Origin of the sequence: Tenacibaculum adriaticum (assembly GCF_008124875.1) — a bacterium.
In the GTDB taxonomy this organism is placed as follows: domain Bacteria; phylum Bacteroidota; class Bacteroidia; order Flavobacteriales; family Flavobacteriaceae; genus Polaribacter; species Polaribacter adriaticus.
On sequence record NZ_VNIA01000001.1, the window covers coordinates 474,022 to 492,604 of the forward strand.

15 protein-coding genes are annotated in these 18,583 nt (G+C 31.2%); 3 read left to right on the forward strand and 12 right to left on the reverse strand.

All coding sequences use genetic code 11. The annotated features are described in order from the left end of the window. Window positions 1–2 precede the first annotated feature (2 nt). On the reverse strand, window positions 3–3,317 hold the full coding sequence (locus C7447_RS02225) for a DUF4175 family protein (RefSeq protein ID WP_148868551.1): 3,315 nt from the start codon (window positions 3,315–3,317) through the stop codon (window positions 3–5). Between the two features lie 462 nt (window positions 3,318–3,779). Between C7447_RS02225 and C7447_RS02230 the strand changes: the two genes are divergently transcribed. Next, window positions 3,780–4,241, forward strand: a complete 462-nt coding sequence (locus C7447_RS02230; protein ID WP_148868552.1) for a hypothetical protein — start codon at window positions 3,780–3,782, stop codon at window positions 4,239–4,241. A 145-nt stretch (window positions 4,242–4,386) separates the two neighbouring features. Here the strand turns inward: C7447_RS02230 and C7447_RS02235 are convergent, their stop codons facing one another. The 9 genes from C7447_RS02235 to C7447_RS02280 all read right to left on the reverse strand — a co-directional run bounded on the left by C7447_RS02235 (window position 4,387) and on the right by C7447_RS02280 (window position 14,975). After that, the gene (locus tag C7447_RS02235; RefSeq protein ID WP_148868553.1) at window positions 4,387–4,707 is read right to left on the reverse strand and encodes an integrase core domain-containing protein; all 321 of its coding nucleotides are present in this window, start codon (window positions 4,705–4,707) and stop codon (window positions 4,387–4,389) included. A gap of 35 nt (window positions 4,708–4,742) precedes the next feature. Next, window positions 4,743–4,964, reverse strand: a complete 222-nt coding sequence (locus tag C7447_RS15085) for a DDE-type integrase/transposase/recombinase (protein WP_148868554.1) — start codon at window positions 4,962–4,964, stop codon at window positions 4,743–4,745. A gap of 841 nt (window positions 4,965–5,805) precedes the next feature. Next, window positions 5,806–6,303, reverse strand: a complete 498-nt coding sequence (locus C7447_RS02250) for a hypothetical protein (protein ID WP_148868555.1) — start codon at window positions 6,301–6,303, stop codon at window positions 5,806–5,808. 242 nt (window positions 6,304–6,545) lie between these two features. Further along, entirely contained in the window at window positions 6,546–8,075 is a 1,530-nt protein-coding gene (locus C7447_RS02255; protein WP_148868556.1) for a bifunctional GNAT family N-acetyltransferase/carbon-nitrogen hydrolase family protein, read from the reverse strand. Window positions 8,076–8,424: 349 nt separating this feature from the next. Then, window positions 8,425–11,664, reverse strand: coding sequence for a T9SS type B sorting domain-containing protein (locus tag C7447_RS02260; protein WP_148868557.1), 3,240 nt, complete (start codon window positions 11,662–11,664; stop codon window positions 8,425–8,427). Between the two features lie 138 nt (window positions 11,665–11,802). Next, complete coding sequence (locus C7447_RS02265; protein ID WP_211354896.1) at window positions 11,803–12,525, reverse strand: tRNA threonylcarbamoyladenosine dehydratase; 723 nt, start codon at window positions 12,523–12,525, stop codon at window positions 11,803–11,805. Continuing rightward, the gene (locus tag C7447_RS02270) at window positions 12,515–13,195 is read right to left on the reverse strand and encodes a TatD family hydrolase (RefSeq protein ID WP_148868559.1); all 681 of its coding nucleotides are present in this window, start codon (window positions 13,193–13,195) and stop codon (window positions 12,515–12,517) included. The genes C7447_RS02265 and C7447_RS02270 overlap by 11 nt, the downstream gene beginning before the upstream one ends. Before the next feature lie 12 nt (window positions 13,196–13,207). Beyond that, window positions 13,208–14,155 (reverse strand): alpha/beta fold hydrolase, encoded by a 948-nt coding sequence (locus C7447_RS02275; protein WP_148868560.1) that lies wholly within the window; start codon window positions 14,153–14,155, stop codon window positions 13,208–13,210. A gap of 49 nt (window positions 14,156–14,204) precedes the next feature. Further along, window positions 14,205–14,975, reverse strand: coding sequence for a glucose 1-dehydrogenase (locus C7447_RS02280; RefSeq protein WP_148868561.1), 771 nt, complete (start codon window positions 14,973–14,975; stop codon window positions 14,205–14,207). Window positions 14,976–15,129: 154 nt separating this feature from the next. Here C7447_RS02280 and gltX point away from each other — a divergent pair, with 154 nt between their 5' ends. Next, window positions 15,130–16,647, forward strand: a complete 1,518-nt coding sequence (gene gltX / locus C7447_RS02285) for a glutamate--tRNA ligase (RefSeq protein ID WP_148868562.1) — start codon at window positions 15,130–15,132, stop codon at window positions 16,645–16,647. Then, window positions 16,648–17,400 carry a DUF481 domain-containing protein gene (locus C7447_RS02290; RefSeq protein ID WP_148868563.1) on the forward strand — a complete coding sequence of 251 codons (753 nt, stop codon included), beginning with the start codon at window positions 16,648–16,650 and terminating at the stop codon, window positions 17,398–17,400. Between the two features lie 24 nt (window positions 17,401–17,424). Here C7447_RS02290 and C7447_RS02295 read toward each other — a convergent pair whose 3' ends face one another. Both C7447_RS02295 and C7447_RS02300 read right to left on the reverse strand, forming a co-directional pair. Next, entirely contained in the window at window positions 17,425–18,015 is a 591-nt protein-coding gene (locus tag C7447_RS02295) for an outer membrane beta-barrel protein (protein ID WP_148868564.1), read from the reverse strand. 59 nt (window positions 18,016–18,074) lie between these two features. Next, window positions 18,075–18,509, reverse strand: a complete 435-nt coding sequence (locus C7447_RS02300) for a tellurite resistance TerB family protein (RefSeq protein WP_148868565.1) — start codon at window positions 18,507–18,509, stop codon at window positions 18,075–18,077. Between the last annotated feature and the right edge of the window lie 74 nt (window positions 18,510–18,583).

The window sequence follows — 18,583 nt, forward strand, 5'->3', positions numbered from 1 at the left end:
TCTTAATTTTTATCCTGATCAGGAATACTAAAATATTCCTGAACTTTCTTTTTATAATTTTGGCGCAAAGGTAAGGATTGTCGGTTTAATATTTCTGTTTGATTGTAAAACAACTTCTTAAATTCTAATTGTTTAGCATTATTTTTATTGTATTCAATTAAATTGGAGTTTGCTTTGCGTTGTTTATCACGACCTTGCTCAAAAGTAGCCTTGTCTAATTTTAACAATTCGTAGTTAAGTTTTTGCATTTTGTTTAAAGCGCCTTGTGTAAAACCTTTCTCCAGAATTTCATTCTCCAATTCCTCCATTTCTTTCAATGCTTTCTTTGCTTTACCATTTCCAGAACCACCTTCTTTTATTGCGTCTTCAAGTTGCTGACGTAGTTCAGATTGTTCTTTATAAATCTGATATAGTTCACCATTCATTTCTTCATTTTCTCCACCATTTCCTTGTTTTTCACCCTTACCTTCCTTACTACCTTTTCCCTCTTTCCCTTCTCCATCTTTAGGTTTTCCTTCATTTCCTTTCTTCTGCATTCCTTCTTTCATTTTTTGCATCAATTCACTTTGTTTTTGAATGATGTCTGGTAAACTAAAAGATTCTCCTTTTCCCTTTCCTTTTCCGCTACCAGGTTTGGCGTTTTTCATTGCGTCTAAGGTATTACTTAACATATTAGCTAATTCGTTCGCAGAAGTCATAATATAGCGTTGGTTAGAAACACCATTATTAAACCTGCTTTCCGCAAAATTTTCTAAAGATTGGTCTAAATTATAGTGTGCATTTCCTAAATGTTCTTGTATTTCAGAAGAAATTCTAGGCACACGCATCGATAAAACAAACAAACTATCATCTATATGTTCAAAATAAGTTTTAAGTTGAAATTGTTTTTTTAAGTTTTTACCAAAATCTGGATGCGAAGAAGATGAATCTGTAAATTCGTTCATTAATGCTTCTTGATCAAATGAAAAAGTAATTAGATTTTCTAGTATTTGACGTAAATCTTCTTCATTTTCTTCTTGCATTTCATCACTCATCATTTCCATAGATTTCTCCATCTTAGCACTCATTTGTTTCATTTTATCAGCAGCTTTTTGCTGATTTTTATTTGCGTCTTTTGGCTTATTTTGTTTTAAATTTTCTTCAGCTTTATTTAATTCCTGTTCAGTTTCTTTTTGTAATTCTTCCATCTTTGGAATATCCATTGGGTCTTTAAGCTTTTCATTGTCTTTTTGCAATTCCTTCATTTGCTCCTGAACTTTTTGAAACTCTTTTTTAACCGCTTCTTGCTCTTCTTTATCCGCATCTTTATTAGCCAAATTTTCTTGTTTTTTGGCCAATTCTTTTAATTCGTTTGCTAGTTGTGTGGTTTTTTGTTCCACATAAAACCTTTTGGTCATTTCTAATACACGCTCTAAACTACGCTCTTGTTGTTTGTTTTGTTGCGCTAGCTCTTTGGTTTTCTTTATCAACTCTTCTTTATTGAGTTTTTCTGCCATTTTCATGAGCTCGTCTAACAACTTTTGTTGTTTTTCTAATTTTTTAAGCTCCTCTATTCGTTTTTTTAAATCTTCTTTTTTCTGTTGTAAATCCTCAGTTTCTTCTTTTTTTTCTGAAAAATTTTCTTGCAACTTATCGGTTTGACGTTGCATCATTTGTTTATATTGTTGCTGTCGCTTAATTAAATTCTGAACTTTCTTTTGATCGTTCCAATTCATGTTCTTTTTGTTCTGTAAATCGAACTGAATTTTCTCTAGATCTTGTTTGCTTTTTTGTTGCTTTTCTAACGAGTTTTCTAAGTTGTTAATATGATCTCGTTGCTCTTGTAATAACTCTTGTTCTATTTCTTGTGTTGTTTTTTGTCGGTATGAGAACTTTTTACTCGTTGTTTTTTTATTTCCGTTAATGGCATCATTGTCAAAAACTTGAAAGAACATTTCATAATTAATACCTTCTTGTAAATTTAAACCATCAGGAAATTGATAAAAAAACGTTTGAATATTCTCTTTTCCTATAGTAATCTCTTTGGTTTGTTGCGACTGCGGATTTTGAGCATTGTAATACACCAACTGTAATTTTTTAAATCCGTAATCATCAGATATCTGACCCGCAAACATGGCAGGTCCACGTGAAACACTATCAATATTCGATTGCACAGAAATAATTGGATATTCATCTTTTACCACATTAACTGAAAATTGTAATTGCTCGTAATCTTGTAACTTTTCGTTTGAAGTTGTAATTTGGTAATTAATGTTCTTTAAAATTCGTTTCGAAAACACAAAAAGATCCGTTTCGTTTTGTTTAAAATCGGTACGAGTTTCTTCGTTAATAAAAGTAACCGTATTACTTTGAGATGTTTTTACATTCCACTCTATGGTGGTTCCTTGCGGAAGGGTAATATTACTTGTATTCGGAATCGTTTCGTTTTGTTTTCCTAAATATCTCGGATACAACAACCGCATCGAAACGTTTTGTATGGTGGGAGTTTTAATAATATTTATATGATAATCTACAGACTGAATTCCGTTTGCTTCTGCATAAAAATCAATGGGTTGGTTTACTTCTGAAAATGTATAGGAAAACAATCCTACTCCGTTATTTTCTAGATAATATTGCTGATTATCGTAAAAAATTTTCGCTTCTTGCGGAATTACTTCTCCTTTCGCTTCTACATAAATTGTTAAGGGTTTTCCTTGTATAACCTGTAAATTATTGTTGGTTAATGAAAGTGTAAAAGGAGCTGGTGGTGCGTAAGCAATACGGTGATTTACAACACGTTCTAAACTTTGATTTAATTTAGTGTTAGCGCCTGTAAATAAGGTTATTAACCAAATTATAATAGGAATTAAAGCGAATTTTAAGTATTTAGTATTGTTGTTAAAATCAACTGCTTTGGTAAAAGGGACAGGTTGTAGTTCGTTCGATTTTTGCTCGATACTTGCCAATAACAAATCCGATTGATTATTGGATTGTTTGAGTTGCAATACATTCAGTAATTTATCTTTAACCTCCGGGAAGTGATTTCCAATAATTTTTGAAGCTTCTTCGAACGAAATTCCTTTTTGCAATCCGAATAATTTAAATAATGGAAACCCAATAAACCGCACCAATAAAAAACCTTCAATTAATATAAAACCCCAAAACAAAATAGTTCTTGCCGTGGGTTTTAACCATAAAAAATACTCTATAAACAAGGTGAATAATAGGTACAATAACCCCAACGTAACAAATAAAATACTTCCTTTTATCAGTTCGTTGGTGTAATATTTACGGCTAAATTGCTGTAGTTTGTGTTCTATGTTGGTAAAATCGTTCATGACTAATACGTAAAATTACGGAAATTACGTTAGTTAGTTGATTTTTAGTTGAGGGAAAGTTTTAGCTATTTTTTTCAATATCAATTTTTATTTTCTAAAGTTGGAAAACGGGCTTTATTTTTTATAAAAAAGGAACTTCATAAGCTAGAAAAAGCACTACTAAGTTATCTAAAAATAAACCGACTTAAAAGAGGGTTATAATATTTGATATTTTACAAATTATTGACTTTTGCAACGGTTATTATTATGAGTTGTTTGTATTATACTAATAATTATAGTTCTTATGGATACAAAATGATTACTTCATTACAATTTTTCAAAAAACAATTTTTTATTTCTTCAACTTTGAATTGTAATCAAAATATATTATTCGATTGAATAGCTATTAATAATTTTTAATTACAATGGTGATATCCGAAAAACCAATTTTAAATAGAGTAGGAAAATTAAATTTTAACTATTATGAGTATTACACCACTTTTTGGAGCAGGAGTAGCAGGCTCTAAAACAGATTCATTTAATGATTCAGTGATCAAATTAGAACAAAAATATTGGTCATATTGCGGAGGTTCAACCGATTCTTTTGGATATAATGTTAATGAAATAACAATTACGAACATAGATCCAAATGGAGCTCATTTAGAGAACGTTGAAGTACTTTTAAGTGCTGATGACAATAGTATTAATTGGGAAGTGCTTCTAGCTAATTCAGAATATAAATCTGTAGAAACACTGACATTAGATTTTGGTTCTATTAAAAATGGACAAAGTGTTAAACTTTCTTATAGATGGTTTGCAAAATGTATTAACGGCATAGCCGGAGACACTAAATATGATTACCAATTCAATGTTATGCCTTCGTATACTGTTATCTACAATAAGGCTGAAGCTTGGACTAGTAAAGGATCTGGGAATCCTGCTTAAAATAGATTCTTTTGAAGTGAATCGTACATTTTTTATGGGTAATTTAAAAGGAGCGTTCTTGTTGGACCTCCTTTTAGTATTTAATAAACAATTAAAGAGAGCATGTCTAGTCTTGAAGAAATATGGTTACAGGTTAAAATTAAATTTACGCTGATAATTTATATACCATATTTGGTGTTTTATAGTCTAAAGATAAGTGTAATCTTATTTCGTTGTATAAATTAATTGCATTTTTTGCAGCTCTTTTTGCGTGAGCCACGTTTGTAAAGGTTTGGTCGAGATAAAATTCATCTTTTAAAATTCCATTTACACGCTCAGCCATTGCATTTTCGTAACAATGATTTTCTTGGGTCATACTAATATCTATTTTTTTTCTTTTAAGAATTTGGGTATATACATTACTACAATATTGTATTCCTCTGTCAGAATGATGAATAAGCTGTTTAATGTTTTTAGCTTGATAAATGGCCTTATTAAGTTCTCTTACACAGCCTTTTAGTTCTAGGCTATCCTAAGATCGTACCCAACAATTTTCCTAGAATGCATGTCGGTTATTAAAGCTAGATAACAAAAGCCATTTACGATTCTAATGTATGTAATATCAGATGCCCAAACATGATTAGGTCTATTAATTTCTATATCTTTAATAATGTTATTGTACTTATAAAACCGATGATAGGAATTAGTTGTTCTGGCGCTAGTTTTCTTTCTAAGAGTAAGCATATTGTGTTTTCTAAGGGCATTAAATAGCGTATCTCTACCAACTTTAAGATTAGCATTAGTAAACTCAGCACCTAATGATTTTTCAAGTTTACGTACGCCTTCTCAGGGAAGGGATTTACGTCTTTTCTTGACGATCTCAATAATTTGTTGTTCAAGTTTTAATCGCTTATCAGCTCTTACTTTATGCTTATAATACGCATCACGATTAAGTCGAAAACAATGGGTTATAGTGGTTAAAGAAGCAAACCCTTTAGCTTTAATTAAGACTTATACTTAACTTTTTTTTTAGTTCAGTAATAGATTTGTAACCTAAATCTTCAGCAGCTACTTCCAGGTAAGCATCCAACACCATGGCATCTAGATCCTTTTTAAGTAATAGTTTTTTAAGCTGTTCAATCTCTTTTTGAAGCGCTTTGATTCTAGATATCTAGATATTTCGTCTTTAGTTTCCACCTTAATTCTGGTGTTCATTAAGTCTTTCCGATTGTACTTTTTAATCCATTCGTTAACTGTTGTTGGAGCAATAGAATAGAGTTTACAAAGTTCACTCTTAGTGTGTTTTCCGATTGTAAGTTGGTCTAAAATCTTTAATTTAAAAGGTTCGTTGTAACGTCTAATTACTTTGTCATTTTTGTACATAATGTTTAAAATTATGTAGCCTTTATTCAGGACAACTCAAAATTAATGCAACGTTGTTGTATATGGTTTGTTGCGTGTTTTAGCACGTAATTTAGCAAATAAAAACTGAATAGAAAATCCGCGAGGATTTTCGTAAGTAGGCAAGAACTAGCAATAAATTATATACGGTGTTGCCACCCGTTTTTTATTCAGATTACTAATTTTAAAATAAATGAGTTGTGAGTTTCCATATTTTCCCAATAGTAATTTCCTCTGTTATTACCACAAGTATAATTCCAGATATTAATTTATTTTCAGTAATTAATTTCCAAAATTTTACAATAAGAGATTTTTTTTCTTGCGTAGCAGTCGGATTAATATTAGTCAGACTATTTGAAAAGTTAGATTCTTGGTTTAATTGACTAATTGTCGAATTATTAAAATTATTTGTTATGTTTTTATTTTCAGTTTCAAGTTTATTTAGATATTCAATACCTTTAAATTCAATCTTTGCTTTTATATGGTCAACTTTGATATTGTCTCCATCTCCAAAGCGCATATCTATTCCGCCACTATATGAAATTAGTTTTTCTTTAGAAATTCCGTTTAGTTTTATTCGTAATAATTTCTTATCGTCTGACAATTCAGAAACGTCTATATATTCTCCATTATCATTATCTTTTAAATGTTTAAGTATTTTATATTCTAAAGTATCTTTCATTTTTCAGAGTGTGATTGGTAAATGGTTGGCAACGTGGTTATATACGTGTAAAATACATCGTTATACCCCTTTTTTGAGGTGTAAAGGATGTATTTGTACATCTTTATGCATTTTAGAATAAAGATATAAATTAAATATTAATACTAACGCTTAGATTAATGTATCTTGAATAAATGAAAAACCTTTATTCTTAAGAAATTTAGAACAAAGGTTTTTACTTTCGTAAGCTTATATTTTACTACCTATTTCACTTTTTTTAAATCGAAAAGATCTTTTCTTCTGTCTTTTAAGTTTCGAACACTACCAAACTGGTTTAAATCTTTTAGTAGATCTAAATCAACATCCGCAATTAAGATCATTTCTGTATTGGTGGTAGCTTCCGCTTTAATTCCGTTTGCAGGAAAAGAAAAATCACAAGGCGTAAAAACCATAGATTGTGCATATTGTATATCCATGTTGTTTACTTTTGGTAAGTTACCAACACTACCCGCAATAGCTACATAACATTCGTTTTCTATGGCTCTTGCTTGGGCACAATGTCTTACCCTAGAATAACCATTTTGTGTATCGGTTAAAAAAGGTATAAATAAAATATCCATCCCTTCATCAGCTAAAAGTCTGCTTAATTCTGGAAACTCAGAGTCGTAACAAATAAGAACCCCAATTTTACCACAATCGGTATCAAAAGTTTTAAGTTCATGTCCACCTTGCATTCCCCACACCTTAGCTTCATCTGGCGTAACATGTAGTTTTTCATAACGCTCTGTAGTACCATCTCTTTTACAGATATAACCTACATTATACAAAAGTTGATCTCTTATTTCTGGCATACTGCCCGTAATTACGTTAATGTTATACGTAATGGCTAGTTCTGAAAACTTTTGAACGATTTCTGGAGTATATTTTGCCAATTCTCGAATGGCTTCTGCTTCTGGCAGATGATTGTTATCTGCCATTAAAGGCGCATTAAAAAATTCTGGAAACAACGCAAAATCTGAACGATAAGCAGATACAGCATCTATAAAATATTCTGCTTGTTGCATTAATTCGTTCAAATTTTTGTACAAACGCATTTGCCATTGTATCAAACCTAAACGCACCACTTTTTTCTTAGTAGCCGCTTTTTTAGATTTCTTCTCGTAGTAGATATTATCCCATTCTAACAACACAGCAAACTCTCCAGAATTTTCATCTCCTTCTAAATAGCTTTTTAAAACTTTTGATGGGTGAAAATCGTTTGATATTTGAAAATTTAATACAGGATCGTGAATTTCTTTGCGCTTCACTTTTTCGATATATTGCTTTGGTGATAAAGTAGTTGCGTATTTGTGGTAGTTTGGTATTCTTCCACCAAAAGCAATTCCTCTTAAATTTAATTTTTCTGCAAGTTCTTTTCTATAATCATACAATCTACGACCTAAACGTAGACCTCTGTATTCAGATTTAATAAAGACGTCAATTCCATACAACACATCGCCATCGGCTTTATGAGTATCGAAAGTGTATTTTCCTGTAATTTCTTCGTAGGTATGATGCTCATCAAAACTATCATAATCTACAATAATAGACAAAGCACAACCCGCTAACTCACCATTAATTTTTATAACAACCTGTCCTTCTGGGAATTTTTCAATTAAAGATTTTATATGAGATTCTCTCCAATATGAATCTGGCATACTACTCGAGTACGCCTCAATCATTGCATCTTTTAATTGGTTGTAATCACTTAGAGTTAAATATTTAAGCTCTATATTTTCAATATTTTCTATCATTTTATTAACGATTTAAGGCTCTTGTTTTAAAATGAATACACATTCATAGCCATTAACAAAGTTCAATAAAAAAAATATATAGAATAATATTTTTTTTCACTTATTTTTTCATCAATCTACGCAAGACTTCATACGCCATAGTCATCCCAAACATGGCAGGCATATAAGCAATAGTACCGTAAAAAGATTTTTAAAAGGAGAAGGTTAGTTATTATGTGTAGTATTAGTGGCTAAATTGTTGTTATATGTTAGTAAAATCATTCATAGCTAATACGGAAATTGTATTAGCTAGTTTATTTTTAGTTAAGGAAAAATTTTATTTACAGATAATATATTATGAACTATATTTTTATTTTTTCAATGAGAAATGACCAGAAAAAAATGTTCCGTCATCAAGAATAACTTTAAACCAATAATCATTATCATTCATCAATTTTCCATTATAAGTTCCATTCCAACCTAAACTATTAGGAGATAGTTGTTTTAATAGTTTTCCAAATCTATTGAAAATAAATATTTTAGAATTAGGGTATTTCTCTATTCCTTTAATTTGCCAATAATCATTATAACCATCATTGTTTGGAGTAAAGAATTTCGGATAGTCAATTACTATAACTTTTTTTGAATCTTCTCCACAATCTTCTTTATCTCTTACATATGTAGTATAGTTTCCTCCTTGAATGTTAGGAAAATAATTACTGTCTTGATAATTTATACCATCTATAGAATATTCAAAATTTCCGTCACCTGAAGCAATTATTTCTATAAAATTATTATCTGACAATTCCTCATATTTTATTTCTGTAATATTTGGAAGAACGGAACGTATTAATTCAAATTCAAAACTATTCTCACAATACAAGCCATTTTTATTTTCAGCTACTGTAAGTGTGTAATTACCTGCGTTTACTATAGTGGCTTCATGAGTGTTTGAAACTGTGTCACCATTTTGATATTCCCAAGTATATGTATTTAAATTATTATCAACACTTATATTTAATGATGTTTCTAGGTTACAAATAAAATAAGTTTCATCAATGTTTACGGTTGGCAATTCATTAACTATTAGTTCGAAACTAGTTTCGGAATAACACAAATTATTTAGCTCGTTTTCTACTTTTACATTTATGATTTGAGACCATGCTTGGGTATTTTGAAAAGGAATGGGTAATGGACTCGGTAATTGATTTCCACTAGTATCAAAATAAAATATTTTCAACCCATTTTGATTACCAATAAGTTCTGTTTCAATATTAGAGGTATCAAAACTTGCAAAACCATTACCTAAATCACATCCATAAAGCGATAGAGGTGTATTTATTTCTGGTTGCGAAGCTGTTTTTAAAACTAAAAGTGTTTCTGCATAACAACTTGTTAACGGGTTAGTAACTTTAACCGTAATTGTTTCTTGATTTATTATTGAATTTGTAAAAGGGTTCGGTAATGGACTTGGTAATTGATTGCCTGCAGCATCAAAATAAGAGACCTCCATATTTGTTTGATTCCCTAAAACGTTTACCTCAATATTTGAAGTGTCGAAATATTCAGAGACCCCATCATTATTATCATCGCAACCTATTAATTCATTTAAAGCGTTAGCTACAGGTAAAGGATTTACGATTAATTTAAAAGTAGTTTCATTATAGCAATTTGTATCAGTGTTAATAGCACGAACAGTAATTATTTCTTCATTTATAATTAAATTCATAATAGCATTTAATGATGATTGTATTAATTGCCCGTTTTCATGATAAAATTCGACTTCGATATTATTAGTGTTATTTATAATGCTTGTTTTCATTTGCTCTAAATCGAAAAAAGCAAATCCATCAGTATCATTATTACAAACATATAAGTCTGAAATGGATGCTAAACTTGGCAAAGGATTTGTAATTAGATCAAAAGTAGTTTCAGAATAACAACAAGGATTGTCATTGTGAGAAACTCTTACGCTTATAGTTTCTATATCTCTAATGGTGTTAGTAAAGGGATTAGGTAATGTGTTGTATTCGTTACCGCTACCATCTATGTAGGTAACAATTTTATCAATTTGTCCACCTAAAACCTGTTGTGTAACCATTGAAACATCAAAAGATGATGAAAGACCTGTGTCGAAATTATCTTCACATGCGTAAATGTTATTAATACCATAAGTATTTGGAGGCTCTTTAACATCAATGGTTTCTGTTAAAACCTCAATATTTGCATCATTACTAGTAACTGTAGCGGTAATTGTATATATACCGTCTGCTGAAAAATCGTGAAAAGGTGATAAATCGGTGGAAATATTATAGGCTCCAGTAGCAGGGTCTCCAAAATCCCATAAAACTGAAGCTATGTTTGTACTGTCTTCAACACTAAATTCTTTTAAAAACTCTGAACAAATATTTGAAATATTCATTTCAAAATTATTGGTAACATGATTTACATTTCCTGTTACATTTATATAAAGTTTTGTATTTGGATGACCAAGATCTACAACGTCAACAAATGTTCCAAATGGTCCGCAACCTCCATTATATGATCTAAACCAAGAAACACTATTATCATCTTGTTCAGTAGCTGCCGGAAAAGAAACTGCTCCTCCTTGATATACTTCTATGAGTATCCTTTCTACCTCATTTGAAACTACAATTGGAGAGTCAAAATCTACATTAAAAACAGTAGGCGTTGAACTTGAGTTAGAACCAATATAGGGAACTGATACAACCTGACTTGTGCCTATTAAATCTGTATCAGAAAAAGAAGATGGAAAATCATTATCTATTTTATAAACTCTAAATTGAATTGTTGTTCCCCAATTTGCATAATATATTCCAACTTGTCCAGAGTTGATTATAAATTCTTCATTAGAAGATATTCCAAAGTCGTCTAGTATAAAATCTCTTGACCAACTCATACCTCCACCAGAACAACCATAAATTGTTGGTTTAATTAAATCATCACATGTACTATGTGATAACCTAGTTGTTGAGCCGGAACTTTGCGTGTTAATTAATTCTCCTGTAACATTTATGAAAAAGTTGGCATTTGGTAATGGAGTACTTAAATTTTCTGTAGAAGTATATGTATAAAGCTCTCTACAACCTTTAAACCAAGAAATATCATTATCTTGTTCAGTACCTGCAATAATAACCTTTGTATAATCAGGATTATATATATCCTCCATTTGGGTAACTTCAACTAAAATTCTTTCAACTCCAGCAGGAATAATAATAGAAGTACTAAAATCAATCTGAACAATTTTTGGGGTATTACCTATCTCTGGAGCTAATACTAAATTTCCATAGCTAATTCTTTCTGGAGATGAATTAGGGAAATTTGAATCAACACTATAAAAATTAAATAGTAGCCTAGCACCGTCATAGGAGTTACTAATAGCTACTTGGCCAGAATTAATAATAAATTGGTCTGTAGTAGATATTCCAAAATCAGAAAGAGTAAATGTTCTAGCCCAATATTCTTCATACTCACAAGTTGTTATATCCGTTTTTATAGGGTTATTTCCAATATTATGAGTTAAGGTTATTTGGGCATTTATACTTTGAAAAGAAAGAACAAGAAGAATTAGTGCAATATTTTTAATCATAAATTTTTTAATCTTGTTGTGTTATTCCGGCTTTAGCTATTTTTAACTTATAAGTTATAGTAAAAGAGAACACCCATCTATTTTAATTATGAATATTCACCAATAGCGAAGTTCAATAAAATTAAATTAATAATCAAACTAAACTCTTGTTAACCGTCTAATTACCTCATACGCCATAGTCATCCCAAACATCGCAGGCATATAGGCAATTGTACCATAAAAAGATTTCTTATAATTAGTGCCATCGGTTAGTTGTAATGAATCTTTATTTTGAATTTCTTCAGAATAAACAGTTAATACTCCATCTCTAACTCCTTTAGCGCGTAGGTACTTTTTTACTGTTTGTGCAAACTTACAATCTCTAGTTTTTTTAATATCGGCAATACGTATTTTCGTAGGATCTAATTTACCTCCTGCTCCCATAGAAGAAATAAACTTACATTTCATTCTACGTAAGGTTAATATTAAACTCACTTTTGGGCTTACACTATCAATACAATCCATTACAAAATCAAATTGGTTTTGTAATAACAATTTTTGCATTGCTTCCGGTGTCATAAATTGATCGTATACGGTAATCTCTAATTCTGGATTAATATCTAAAAAACGATCTTTTAATACCTCTGCTTTTTGCATTCCAGCAGTAGAATCTAAAGCTTGCAATTGCCTGTTTTTGTTGGTTAAATCTACATCGTCTCCGTCTATAATTGTAATTTTTCCGATTCCAGATCGTACCATGGTTTCAGCTGCGTAACTTCCTACTCCGCCTAATCCGACAACAAGAATGTGTGTGTGTTTAAGTTTTTGTATTGCTTCTTTTCCTATTAATAATTCAGTTCGTTCTAACCAGTTATTCATGATTAAAAAATGTTATTGCGTTTTTATTGATTTGTTTTATGAGTGTTTCAACAGAAATATTGAGAATTTTTGCTGCCTGCAAATATATATTCTCTATAGAAATATTTGGCATACTATCTGTCTCTAAAAAAAACCGATCTAAAGGCAATGATGTAAGGAGTGTTTTATACTTTTCAGTAGGTTGTAAAACAGGTATTAACGAAATGTAAAAACCTTGATGTATGAGTTGTTTTGCTAATTCAGGGTGACGAGAAAAACCATGTATACACCAATTGGGTATATGTGGAAATTCTTTTTTAATCTGTATTAGTTGATCAAAAGCACGAACACAATGAATAATAACAGGTTTTTTAAGAGCATTGGCTAAAACGAGTTGACTTTTGAGTATTTCAATTTGTTTTGAGAGCTCTGGGCCTTTAAATTTATCTAAACCCATTTCTCCCATTGCTAAGCAATGCTCGCTGCTTAAATGTAAAGTAAGCGTGTTTAATTCTTCTTTTGAAAGCACTTCTTCGGTCCACCAAGGATGTTTTCCAATCGTATACAAACTATGTTCCGTTTCTTTTCCTAAATGAATTGAAACGATTTCGCTAATGTTAGCCTCACTTTGTCTACGCATTTTGTGGGTATGAAAATCTAAGTAATTAATATTTTCAAAAGGATTTTCACTCATTTTTTAAAACAATTATAATCCTAAAAAAGTTAAAACTGGTACTAAACTTGTATTGGGATCTTCTTCCATAGGCACATGTCCCAAATTTTCCAAAACAACCAAAGTGTCGTTTGGTAAATCTTCATGAAAACGATATGCATTACTTACAGGAATTAAAAAATCTTTATCACCCCAAAGCACTAATGTGGGTTGTTGAATGTTTTTAATTTTATCAATATTTGGTGTCTGGTTTTCCATCATCATTCTATCCACCAATGCTTGTCGGTTGCCTTCGCGTAAGGTCAATTCAAAATACCTCTCAACCAATTCAGGGGTTACTTTGGTTTTATCTGCATACACATCTTCTACACTTTTTTTTACCATAGGTTTTGGAGTAATAACTGTAAGAATTTTATTTAAAATAGGTGTACGAGCTATAGCAAAAGCAGCAGGCACACTTTCCGATTCAAACGGATAACCAGCGGCATCAATTAAAATTAATTTTTCTACTTTCTGCGGAAATTTTACAGTAAAATTCCACGCTATTTGTCCGCCTAAAGAATTCCCTCCGATTACGCATTTTTCAATGCCTTTAGCATCTAAAAAATTATTAATAAAGGTTGCATAACTGTTAATTGAATAGTTTTTATGCGGAAACGGTCCGGTTAAACCAAACCCGGGAATATCCATTCGAACAATTCGTTTTTTGTCTTTAAGTTGATTGGTCCAAGCATCAAAAGTGTGCAAACTTGCTCCAGTACCATGAATTAAAACCAATGGCAAACTATCTAACGGATTTCCTTCATCACGATAATGTACATCCATTCCATCAACAGCCATAAAAGAAGAAGGCGGATTTGCATATTTTGCTTTCAAATCTTCAAAAGGTCTATCTTGATATCCAAAAAATAGATAAACACCAAGGGCTATAAGCAGTAATGCAAAGAAGAAAACTCTTAAAATTTTAGTGATTAGTTTCATAACGGTAGCAGTTTGGTTAATAAAATATGTAATAATTATTGAATAAGTTTTAATAGGCGCCCCAACCACCATCGGCGACAAGCACTTCTCCATTTACAAAACTAGAATCATCACTTGCTAAAAATAGTGCAACTTTAGCTATTTCTGTAGGGTTTGCAGTTCTTGGGTTTAAAGCCATACCTGGCATTATCCTGTCATTTACCAAAGAAGAAACTTTAGTAAAATCAATTGTATCGCTAATATTAGTTTCTACAGCACCCGGAGCAATTGCGTTGCAACGAATACCTAATTTGGCGTACATATACCCTGTGTTTTTTGTCAAACCTACCAAGGCGTGTTTGCTTGTGGTATACGCAGCACCTGCTCTTGCTCCATTAATACCACCAAGAGAAGCAATATTAATAATAACTCCTTTTTGCTGAGGAAGAAATATTTTGAGAGCACTTCTAATAGCTTTGAAAGGACCGTCAACATTTACTTTCATAATCTTTTCCCATAGTTGATTACTCACTTCATCGGCTGGTTCAAAATTATCCATAATACCAGCATTGTTTACTAGAATATCTAGCGTACCATAGTTTGATGTAGCTGTATTGATCATTTTTTTTATATCATCTTCCTTAGAAATATCAGAAATTACAGTTGCAATCTCTCCGCCTATTTCTCTAATTTCTTTTTCAAGAACATCTAATCTTTCTTGATTAATATCGGCAGCTACTATTTTACTTCCTTCGGAAGCAAATAACAGAGCAATTGATTTTCCTATTCCAGAGCCAGCTCCAGTTATGATTGAAACTCTATTTTCTAATTTTTTTTCCATGCTTGAATTGTTTATTACAGAATAGATTACCAAAAAGGAATTCTGCTTGAAAGTAAGTGATTTATAATCTTGCTAGCTAAGTTCACCTTTTTTCGGTCAAAAAACAATCAAAAACCTTGTAATAATTATCTTTGCGCTTTCAAAACGAATAAAAATGTCAGAAAACGTACGTGTGCGCTTTGCACCAAGTCCTACCGGACCATTACATATTGGTGGTGTAAGAACCGCTTTATTCAATTATTTATTTGCTAAAAAACACAACGGAACCTTTGTATTGCGTATTGAAGATACCGATCAAACTCGTTATGTGGCGAATGCCGAACAGTATATAATCGATTCTTTAGATTGGTGTAATATTCCGTTTGATGAAGGACCAGGAAAAAATGAAAAGTTCGGACCGTACCGTCAATCAGAACGTAAAGAATTATACAAACAATATGCCGATGAATTGATTGAAAAAGGTTGGGCATATTACGCTTTTGATACTGCAGAAGAATTAGACGCTCACCGTAAAGATCATGAAGAAAAAGGAAAAACGTTTATTTACAACTGGCATAATCGCGAAAAATTACAAAACTCATTAGGGTTGTCTACAGAAGAAATTCAAAGTAAGATAAACGCAGGTGAAAAATACGTAGTTCGTTTTAAAACGCCGCAAGATGAAACCTTGATCATGCATGATGAAATTCGTGGAACGATTAAAATTGACACGAATACGTTGGATGATAAAGTGTTGTTTAAGTCTGATGGAATGCCAACCTATCATTTAGCAAATATTGTAGATGATCACTTAATGAAAATTTCCCATGTAATCCGTGGTGAAGAATGGTTGCCGTCAATGCCTTTGCACGTATTGTTATACAAAGCATTTGGTTGGGATGCACCAAAATTTGCGCATTTACCATTGATTTTAAAACCAGTAGGGAAAGGAAAGTTAAGTAAGCGTGATGGTGATAAATTAGGTTTTCCGGTTTTCCCATTAGAATATACAAATGATGAAACTGGTGATGTTTCACGTGGCTACAAAGAAGACGGATATTTTGCAGATGCTTTTATAAACATGTTAGCTTTATTGGGATGGAACCCAGGTACAGAGCAAGAAATTTTTACATTAGAAGAATTAATTCAGGCATTTGATTTAACTCGTGTAAGTAAATCAGGAGCTAAGTTCAGCCCAGATAAAACGAATTGGTTTAATCAACAGTATTTACAACAGAAATCGGATGCAGAATTAACAAAGTTATACTTACCAATTTTAAGAGAAAAAGGTATTTCTATAGATGAAAATTTTGTAGAAAAAGTAGTTTCTCTAATTAAAGAGCGTGCTGTATTTGTAGCAGATTTTTGGGAATTGTCTAACTTCTTCTTTGAAAATCCATCAGAATATGATGAGAAAGCAGCTAAAAAACAATGGAAAGAAGGAACTTCAGACCTAATGAAAGAATTAGTCGAGGTAATCTCTAAAATCGACGATTTTAATATAGAAAATGCACAAACTGAAATTAAAGGTTGGATTACTGCCAAAGAAATAGGTTTTGGTAAAGTAATGCAACCCCTTCGTTTAAGTTTAGTAGGTAAATTAGCAGGACCCGATTTGTTTGAAATTATGACAATGATTGGTAAAGAAACTACCGTTAAACGTATAGAAAATGCCATTTCTAATTTATTTTAAATGAAAAAACTACTTTTTATTATGCTGATATTGAGTAGTTTTTTTGCTCAATCTCAAATTATAAATGTTGAAAATCTTCGAAGAGTAACCGATACTTCGGGGTGGTCTGGTTACACAAGGTTTGATTTTCAACTCATAAAAAACAAGAACAGTATTTTTGTTTTGTCTAATGATGTTAGAGTTCAATACAAAACTAAAAATCATTTATGGTTACTTATTAATGATGTAGATTTTAAAAAGGCAAATTCAACAAAATTGGTTAGTAAAAATGCACAACATTTACGCTATAATTATCGTTTTCACTCTAAAATAACATGGGAGGCATTTTTACAATCTCAAGAAGATGAGATTTCAGCTATTAGATTTCGAGGATTAGCAGGAACAGGTTTTCGCTTTAAGTTTTTTAAATCAGAGGAGTATAAATTTTATCTTGGAAGTTTATTAATGTTTGAACATGAAAACTCTAATTCTCAAATTAAACGAATTCATAACGATTGGAGAAATAGTTCTTATTTATCGTTTAGTTTGTATCCGAAAGAAAATGTAACAGTGGTAAGTACGACTTATTTTCAACCAAGATTAAATCAGTTTTCAGATTTTAGGGTTTCAAGTCAAACCTCAGTAATATTAACGATTTTTAAGAACTTAGCATTTACAGCAACGTTTTCTTATCAGTTCGATAAGTTTCCTGTAGAAGGAGTTCCTAAAGAACAGTATACTTTAAAAAATGGATTAGTATATTCTTTCGATTAAAAAAAGCGCCAATTGGCGCTTTTTTTAATGTTGGTTGTAATAACAAGATCCTCCTACTGATCCGCCACTTCTTCCTCCAGAAGATAAATTTTTAATAACAAAAACGAGTCCGATTGTTACTTGAATATGTGAACGCATACTTTCGTACGATTCTAACGAATATTTGTAATATAATTGAGAATTAATACCTAAACCTTCAGAAAACCAGTAGGTAGCACCAGCACCAAAATTTAGTGTAGGTGTCATTTTACGTTCAGAATCTACTAAACTTCCTCCAGCAAAAACATAGGGATAAAAACTTTCTGAAACGTTTGTAAAACGATAACGAACAGAACCATCCATAGAGAAGTACTTTGCCGAATTTGTTATAAAACCAATATCAAACGTATTGAAAGACAAAGCTCCATCAATGGAGATGTTTTCTGTAATGGGTGCAGTTAAATTTAGTCTTGGTACCTGAAACAGGTATTGATCACCAATAAAAGCAGCATCTTCTTCACCAAATTTTACAATACTCGCGCCAACACCTATTTGCCATTTATTATTCTTTGTTTGAGCAACTAAGCTCGAACAAAAAGCAAAAACTATAACGAAAAGTATTTTTTTATAAACCATATTTATGGGGAATATTTATTTCTAAAACTAAAAAATTAAGATTTTAGTACGTAAATATACTAAACTGCATTCACTTCTTTAATTGAAGACGTAAAATCCTCTAAATCATTGTCATTCAATACTAAATGAATAGCTTCGTCACATACTTTTTCTACATTATCTGTAGGGAAATGTAAAGCAACAGCAATTTTTTGCATTAATTTAACTTCTTCTTTACTTACTTCATCATCTGCAAAAACCATTTTTGTTAAACGGTATAAACGCTCTATTCTTTCGTCATAGCTTACAGGTGCGTTTACTGGATATTTTTCAGGATTCTTTAAAATAAGTTTATATTCTTCCTCACTAATATTTAATCTTTCAGCAGTTCTATTTAACAACTTTTGTTCTCCTTCGGTAATTATAGTATCAGTTTTAGCTATTTTTACAATACTTGCAAAATGACCTACTTCTTGCTTGTGTTTCCCGTTTGAGTATAAATCAGATATCGACATATTTTTTGAATTTTCGACAAAAATAAAGGAAAATGAATGGTAAACTAAAATAAAATTATTGAAAACTTTACCTT